General features: G+C 41.9%; 5 protein-coding genes. 1 reads left to right on the top strand and 4 read right to left on the bottom strand.

From position 1 onward, the window contains the following. From H6S82_RS14875 to H6S82_RS14870, 3 genes are all read right to left on the bottom strand, one after another. Positions 1-983 (bottom strand): IS1380 family transposase (locus H6S82_RS14875; protein ID WP_191056364.1); only part of this gene is annotated, 983 nt, incomplete at its 3' end. Between the two features lie 146 nt (positions 984-1,129). Continuing rightward, complete coding sequence (locus H6S82_RS34045; protein ID WP_255512291.1) at positions 1,130-1,264, bottom strand: hypothetical protein; 135 nt, start codon at positions 1,262-1,264, stop codon at positions 1,130-1,132. Positions 1,265-1,628: 364 nt separating this feature from the next. Continuing rightward, the gene (locus H6S82_RS14870) at positions 1,629-2,015 is read right to left on the bottom strand and encodes a hypothetical protein (protein WP_190471882.1); all 387 of its coding nucleotides are present in this window, start codon (positions 2,013-2,015) and stop codon (positions 1,629-1,631) included. Between the two features lie 444 nt (positions 2,016-2,459). On the opposite strand from H6S82_RS14870, the gene H6S82_RS14865 reads away from it, so the two are divergent. Then, entirely contained in the window at positions 2,460-3,413 is a 954-nt protein-coding gene (locus H6S82_RS14865; RefSeq protein ID WP_190467654.1) for a tyrosine-type recombinase/integrase, read from the top strand. An 82-nt stretch (positions 3,414-3,495) separates the two neighbouring features. Here H6S82_RS14865 and H6S82_RS14860 read toward each other — a convergent pair whose 3' ends face one another. Further along, positions 3,496-6,033 (bottom strand): S-layer family protein, encoded by a 2,538-nt coding sequence (locus H6S82_RS14860; protein WP_190467652.1) that lies wholly within the window; start codon positions 6,031-6,033, stop codon positions 3,496-3,498. Positions 6,034-6,094: the final 61 nt, after the last annotated feature.

Below are 6,094 nucleotides of genomic sequence, written 5' to 3'. Positions count from 1 at the left end.
GAACTAGGAACTAACGTTCTGACTACTTCTAAATCTTCATTTTTCTCAAAAAGGCTTTCCATCAATTCAACAATCGGTTCAAGTTTTCTAGAATATTCATTTTTAGCTTTCTCAATTGTCTGGTTAGCTCTTAACTTTAATTGGCGATTAGTTGCCATAGCTATCGCATATTCAACGCCATCTTGTTCTTCGCAGAAATTAAAGATTTCTTCTCGCGCATAAGCACTATCGCCGCGCACTAGAATCTGAGTAGTTGGCCATTCTTTTCTGATTAATCCAATCACTCTTTGTAATTCTTCTAATGCTCCTTCTGCCGGATCTACATTAGAAGGACGGAGCTTAGCTACTAATAAATGATGCCCACAAAAAATATATAATGGAGCGTAACAAACTCCTTGATAATAAGTATTGAAAAAAGCTCCCTCTTGATTGCCATGTACTCGATCGTCTGTGACATCCATATCTAAAATAATATGAGAAGGAGGCTTTTGATAAGACTGTAAAAAGATGTCAACAAACAGGTTTTCGATCTTCTTCGGGTCATGTTCAATCCGATGATAACGGCTATTTTCTTGATTGAGAATAGTTTCGGGACAATACTCTAGTCGATTAATTGTACTTTTTCCAGCCAAACTTCTTTGATTTGAGTCTAATTTGTCAAGTTTTTCTAGGGCTATGGCTAAAGCTGCATCATCACGTAATTTGTCGTGGTCATTGACATCTTCATAACCTAATACGAGTCCATAAATTCTTTGAGTGACTAATTGCTCAACCGAATAATCTATATAAGATGAATTTCTATAATCTTGAAAACAATTGGCGAATCGCTGGCTAATTTTCAACTTTTTGTCTAATTCTGCTATTAAGATAATCCCGGCATTTGAAGTAATTCTTCCTCCCGAAAAATTAGCGATGATTTCTTTGCCTTTAACTTTTCCTAAATTGAATTGCTTACAGGCTTTTTCTTGAGAATTGGGAGTCATAAGCTGAGGAATATTTGATTTTTCACTCCTCAATTATAGCAGATTTATTCGCCTAATAATTGATGATTAAATTATTTAATTATGCTCAAAAATTCACGGTTAATCTTTGATTTCCTCCCCCTCTAATTCCTGATAATTTTGAATTGCTACCGATTCACACACTGTTGGATGTGGAAACTGGGTATTTGCACGCTGAAACTATTATCCAGTAAGGCTTTGGCGGTTGGCGATCGCAAATTTTGTGAGAAATGCGGGCATTCTCCGCTCCCAGAGCGTGCCATTTTATCCTTCCAGCTTAGTGCCATTTTATCGGTGAAGTGGCAACAGTGCCAACTGACTGCTTGCACCGACGCGAAGCCGAAAAAAGCACCTAAAAAAAGTAGGTAATTTTGTGCATTTTTTACCTACTTTTTCCTATTATTTCCTACTTATCCCTATTATTTCCTTTTTATTCCTACTTTCGAGCCAAATTTTTAAACTTAATTGCGAATAATTCTCGCTTTTGGAGGGATTTTCTGCACATCCGCACCTACTCATTTTAGTCGCTTTTCAGGAGCAAGCCATGTCAATTGTACGCACAAATGAAACTATGTTATAAATTATACAAAAAATCTTTTTTAGCCGACTAGATGTTTGCTAGATTGCTTAAAACGATCGCTCTGCTAAAAGTTGTAGTAAAGCAAGGAGTTGTTGAGAATGTGGATGTTGTGCATCAAATTCGTATACCAAGTCTTCACCATTCTCCTCAACATAAATATTATTGCACTGCCAACAAACAGATCCTTGTACTAGCAGTTTATTCCCCATGTAGAAGCGTAACCCGAACGGCGGAATGTGGCAGCGCATTTGTTCGTCGGGCGGGAGTTGCCGCCATAAACGTGCAATTTGTTGTGCAGTTTCTCCTTTGACACGAACGTATGGAGCATCCTTGGCTATTCTCATGTACCCGCCAACCCCATTAGGTTGAAGACCCTTTAAGTCAACAAGTTCAACTGCATCAACGTAAGGTAGCTGGCTTGGCTCATAATCCATATCTAGTAACGGGGTAAAGCCGAGATACGTGCAAAATAGGACAAGACGTAAAGTTTTGTAAAGTTAATCGGAAATGACTAAAATCAGGAAAGCCTGAAGTGCTTGCTAATTAAGGCTTTCGCCTTTTGAGTTCTGTACGAAGGCAGAGTATAACCAATACTCTGCCCTCGTCAAGCTTGGTTGAATAGTCAGCCAATTTAAGGATGCTCTTGTGCTTAAAAGCTTTCGAGGAGGCATACAACAACTGAATTTGTTACGTTTCTTAATCTCGTGTCCTATTTTGCACGTATCTCGGCTTTACCCCAGTAACCAGTATCAGTTTTTATTAATCACTGTTAAGGAGAAAACTTGGGCCAACCGGAAGGGTTCACCGCCAAGGCGCGATCGCGTTGGCTATGTTAGGGTGAGGTTACGGAAACATCGATTATTGTAACCTATTACTGCATGAACGGGATTATACCATTAAATGACACTTTTGACTTAACTAACGACGGAGATATTTTGGCCGATTTGTTGGCTGACAAAAGAAGTCCCAATACCCGCGATGCTTATGAAAAAGATCTGAAGGATTTCTTTGTTACCATGACGGGACAGCCGCCTAACCCGGCACTGGTGGCCCAGTTTTTGCAATTGGATAGGTTCAATGCTCAAGCTCTGGTGCTAAAGTACAAGCAGAGGTTGGTGGAGAGGAATCTGAAGGAGGCGACGATTAACCGCAGGCTGGCGGCTATTAAGGCTTTGGTGCGGTATGCTGCCAAAATCGGTAAGTGTGCTATCAGTCTGTCAGATATTAAAAGTGAAAAGGTAACTCCTTATCGGGATACTACTGGTATTAGTCCGGATGCTTTTAAGAAGATGCTGGCTGTGAGCGATCGCGATACGCTTAAAGGTAAGCGAGATTATGCGATTCTGAGATTGTTGTGGGATAATGCGTTGCGCCGCAGTGAGGTGGCGCAAGCAGATATCTTGGATTTAGATTTAGATGCTAAAACTCTGAATATTTTGGGTAAGGGTAAGGGAACTCAAAAGCAAGCGATATCTTTGTCTAATGCTGCTGTTTTGGCTTTGCAAGATTGGTTGGTAGCCAGAGGAGAATTGAATAAAAAACAACCTTTATTTGTTGCTTTAGACCCGTCGAGTTATGGAAAGCGACTGTCTACTACTAGCATCTATAAAATTGTACAAGCTACTGCTACCGCAGCGGGAATTACTAAAACTATTAGCCCGCATCGGATTAGACATAGTAGCGTGACGGCGGCGTTGGATGCGACTAATGGGGATGTGCGACGGGTGCAGAAATTGAGCCGTCATGCTTCTTTGAATACGCTGATGATTTATGATGATAATCGACTCAATCATCAGGGAGAAATTACGGATTTGTTGGCTGATTTGGTTTGAGGTAATAGGAATAAGTCCTGGTTTTTTATCTGTTCTCATATAAGGGTAGAGCGCGGATATCGGCTGTATCCCAAGTAAGGTTTTAAGGACATGATGGAGGCGTAAACGAACTACCGTTAGTCGTGACAGTAGGCGCAGAAGCTATCAGCACTACTTGACCTTTGTTGTCTGTTACCCAACCAGTTGCTTCCACAATTTCAGTGCTTTCTTGGGTAGTGGATACTGAAGAGTTAGTAGCAGTTGAAATATTCCCCTGCACCTCTGTTTCTCTACTGCTCTGCTTGTCTTCATCGCTGCTCACCCTATCAACCAATACTGTATTAAAGTTAGAAGGAAGTAGGTCGGTGGGTATAAGCGGCAAACCGCCACGCCCGGTAATGGTAAATGAATCACCCCTATCAGCTGGACAGGCTCGCGCAATCAGTCGAGTAGCATCGACAAGGTTATCTGGCAATTCTACTAATCCTGAAGTGGGATCGATAATCTCACTATTGATAGTTACAGTGCCACTTAATTGAGAATTTGCGCCAGTAGCAGTGATGTCACTTTCGGGAGTATTTTGGGTTCGGAATTCGCTCCCAAGAATCGCAGAACTATTAATAGTAACGTTACCGCCACGTCGATCAATCGAATCAGCACGGATGTCACTATTTTCCTTTGGGAAGGCAACGAGTAAGGCACTATTAGTATTAATGTTGCCACCATCGCCAACACTAGAAGATGTGGTAGATATTAAACTATTGCGACGCATCAATAATAAATTACTTGCCTGTAATTCAATATTTCCACCATTACCGGATGCCGTAGAAGCTGTGATGCCACCGCGTTCGTCTAAAAAAATAGATCGGGCATTAACCCCTAATGTTCCTGCCTTGCCTGTCCCATCATTCCTAACAGTAACTTGCGCTTCATCAGTAACGCGCAACTGATTGGTGTTAATAGTTACATCTCCAGAGTCTCCGCTCGGCACATCCGGCAGTCCCAAGAACTGTCGAAGGGCTTCATCTTGAATAATGGCAGATGAACTTATTAGACTGGGATTGATAGAACCTGGTACTGTACCACTCACTTCTACGGAATCTGATGCGTTGATGGTAACACTTCCAGCCTTTGCACTTGCGAAGGTAGAACTCTCAATTCTTCCTCCATTCCGAAGTACTAACCTTGATGTATTGACGATTAATTTTCCAGCATCTCCAGCATTGTAAGATGAAACGGTTAAAGCACTTGCAAAAAAATTGAATTGATTCACTCCTTCTATTTCTATAGAATCAGAAGCATTAACAACCAAATCCCCAGCGTGACCAGTTCCGAAGGTTGCAGATGCAACACCAGTTCCATTTAGAATAGTTAATCGCCCTGTTGAAACTATTACATTTCCCCCATCTCCAGAACTGAAAGTTAGAGCCGCGATGTTACTCCCGAAAAGAGGATTTGAAACCTCCATTAATTGCAAAGAATCAGAGGCTCTTACAGTTATATTGCCCCCTTTTCCCGCACTGAAAGTTCTCGCACCTATTTGTCCTGCCTCTTTAAGAAGCAATTGTCTTGTTGAAACAGCAATGTCTCCTCCATTGCCAAGTCCCAAAGTTTCATTAAACAAAAGGCTAGGAAACATTCCATCTGGAGATGTGCCAATCACTTCCATAGAATCCAAAGCATTCACGTTGATGTTTCCAGCTGGTTGAAAACCTTGGTTTTGAATCAAAACTGCTGAACCATCGCGTACTGACAACTGTCGTCCCTGTGTATAGATTGAGCCGCTAACAACACCGCTAGCATCCGCTAATGCTTTTTGAGATAGCTGAATATCTTGGAAACTTTGCACACCTTCGTAGCCGAAAGTCCAGCCTTGAGTCGCGAGACTGATATTAACTAAACCATCGCCAACACTACCTAACTCTATGTGACCGCCTTCTGCTGCGAGAATGCCACCTTCCAAGTTTAGATTACCTCCCACCAACGCAAGCGTCTTCCCTAGTTGCACCCGTAGACCCATTGAATTATTATCGCCTCTAAGGACAGGTGATAAGTTTTGTAAGCTCAAGTTGTGACCCGTGCCTTGCACCCGAATAGCACCTGGATTGTTGGCAAAGTTCAAGCCAACTGGAACATTAACTGTCAGTAAAGATTGAGGTTGCGGGTTAGTAGCACTGAACTGAGTGCCGTCAGCAAAGTTAATGGTATTAGCTGTACTAGCCAAAAATGAGCCTCCAATATTTAGGGAAGCATTTGGCCCAAAAATAATTCCGTTCGGATTGATCAGAAACAGATTAGCCGTGCCGTTGGCTCGAATTAAGCCATCAATATTAGAAATAGAGCTACCTGTAACGCGGCTGATGATATTCTCAATGGTCAGGCTGTTGTTGAAGAAAGCCTCATTTCCCGTAGGAAGAGAAAATTCACTAAAACTGTGAAACAGGTTACCTCCCGCAGGTGTGCCGCCGTTGATGATGATGGTGTTACCATTCGGTGCAACCAGGGAATTGACGGGTAAAGTGGTATCGGGAACAATTTGTGCCTGAAGGGGATGATTGGCAAATAACAAGAATAATATAACTTCACTTGTGAGGAGAAAATTTCTGCGGCAATGCTCTTTAAGGGAGTTAGATAGTTTCATAAATATCCTTAAAAATTAATTATTGTTGGCCAATTGACCCCTCCCCCCACCCCCCCCCCGC

This window comes from Planktothrix sp. FACHB-1355, assembly GCF_014748295.1.
Classification (GTDB): domain Bacteria; phylum Cyanobacteriota; class Cyanobacteriia; order Cyanobacteriales; family Aerosakkonemataceae; genus Aerosakkonema; species Aerosakkonema funiforme_A.
Note: the sequence above shows the minus strand (reverse complement) of the source record. Positions and strands in the feature narration are given on the sequence as shown.